The sequence below is a fragment of the Pseudomonas nabeulensis genome, from assembly GCF_004682045.1.
GTDB classification, from domain to species: Bacteria; Pseudomonadota; Gammaproteobacteria; order Pseudomonadales; family Pseudomonadaceae; genus Aquipseudomonas; species Aquipseudomonas nabeulensis.
On the sequence record NZ_QUZT01000143.1, the window covers coordinates 1 to 1,659 of the forward strand.

A 1,659-nucleotide genomic window follows, 5' to 3' on the forward strand; every position below is an offset into this window, starting at 1 on the left:
GGTGTCAGGGTAGTTGTCGTGTCCCCCACTTTTTTAAAAACATTCCGGGGGCGGCAAGAGTATGGTCATGCCTTTCTACTCAGAAGAACGCAAAGCTGCGCTTCTAAAAATGATGCTTCCGCCCCTGAGCCTCTCAGCGGCGGAGGTTGCTCGCCGCGAGGGTTGCAGCGATATGTCTCTCCATTATTGGCGCAAGCAAGCTGCTGCCAGAGGAACTCAATTGTCCGACGACAAGCAACCGGCTGAGAATTGGTCAGCCGAATCCAAACTGGCGATCATCATAGAAACAGGTTCGCTGTCAGAACTGGAACTGGGTGAGTACTGCCGGCGAAAAGGGATTTTCCCTGAGCAAATCACTGATTGGCGCAATGCATTTATCGCCAGTAGTACCCAACAAGCAAAGGTTAAAAATGTAAACACCGGCCAGTCGAAGAACGATAAAAACCGTATCCGCGAGCTTGAGCGCGAACTGCGGCGCAAGGACGCAGCATTAGCTGAGACGGCGGCCTTACTGGTGTTGCGAAAAAAGCTCAATGCCTACTGGGGGAGCGACGACGAGGGCAACTGACCTTGTTGCCAGAACGGTATTTACTCGTTGGTTGGCTCAATGAAGCCATCGCGGCCGGCGCCCGCAGGGCGCCGGCTTGTCTGGAGGTCGGCATTTCACTACGGACCCTGCAACGCTGGAGTTTGCCTGAAAAAATACTGGCCGATGGGCGCACCACAACCTCAAGACCTGCACCCAGCAACGCGCTCAGCGAGTCCGAGCGCCAGGCCATCGTAGCGCTGTGCAACAGCAAGGCTTACGCGCATCTGCCACCGAGTCAGATCGTGCCACACCTGGCAGACGAGGGGCGTTATATGGCCTCAGAGGCGACGTTTTATCGTGTGTTGCATGCCGCAGGCCAGCAACATCGTCGTTCACGTGCCAAGCGACCTCATCGTCATCAGGCACCCACCACTCATGCGGCCACAGCCGCGAACCAGGTGTGGTCGTGGGACATCACGTACCTGCCGTCACCCGTTCGAGGGAAGTTTTACTACCTCTACCTGATCGAAGATATCTACAGCCGAAAGGCGGTGGGCTGGGAAGTTTACGACGCAGAAAGTGGTGAAAAAGCAGCAGTATTACTGCAACGAAGCGTGACCCAGGAACAGTGCTGGCGCCAGCCGCTGGTGCTGCACTCTGACAACGGCGCGCCGATGAAGTCGGTGACGCTGCTGACCAAGATGTACGATCTGGGCATCACGCCATCTCGTGGTCGACCGCGGGTCAGCAATGACAACCCGTACTCGGAATCACTGTTCAGGACGCTGAAGTACTGCCCGCAGTGGCCGCTAGATGGTTTTAGCAGCCTGGATGATGCGCGTATTTGGGTGAGGGATTTTATGGTCTGGTACAACACGATGCATCGCCATAGCCAGATTCGTTTCGTGACACCGGCTCAACGTCACGAAGGGAAAGACCGGGAAATTTTAGCTCGGCGTGATGTGATCTATGCTCAGGCCAAAGAGAAAAAACCCGAACGATGGTCAGGTGAGACACGTAACTGGAACCCGATCGGGACGGTGTATCTGAACCCTGAAAGAGAGTTGAATGTGGTGGTAAAAGTCGCTTAGCACGATGGCGGACGCGACAACTACCTTGAAAAACGCCGG

Annotated in this window: 1 protein-coding gene; it reads left to right on the top strand. The window is 55.5% G+C overall.

Going from position 1 to position 1,659, the window contains the following annotated elements; genetic code table 11:
• The first annotated feature begins 67 nt into the window (after positions 1 to 67).
• Positions 68 to 1,620 (top strand): IS3 family transposase gene (locus DYL61_RS31165; RefSeq protein ID WP_193559479.1). Its coding sequence is split into 2 segments (ribosomal slippage): positions 68 to 530 and positions 530 to 1,620, totalling 1,554 coding nucleotides; the frame shifts between segments, so codons are not numbered across the junction.
• The last annotated feature ends 39 nt before the right edge of the window (positions 1,621 to 1,659 follow it).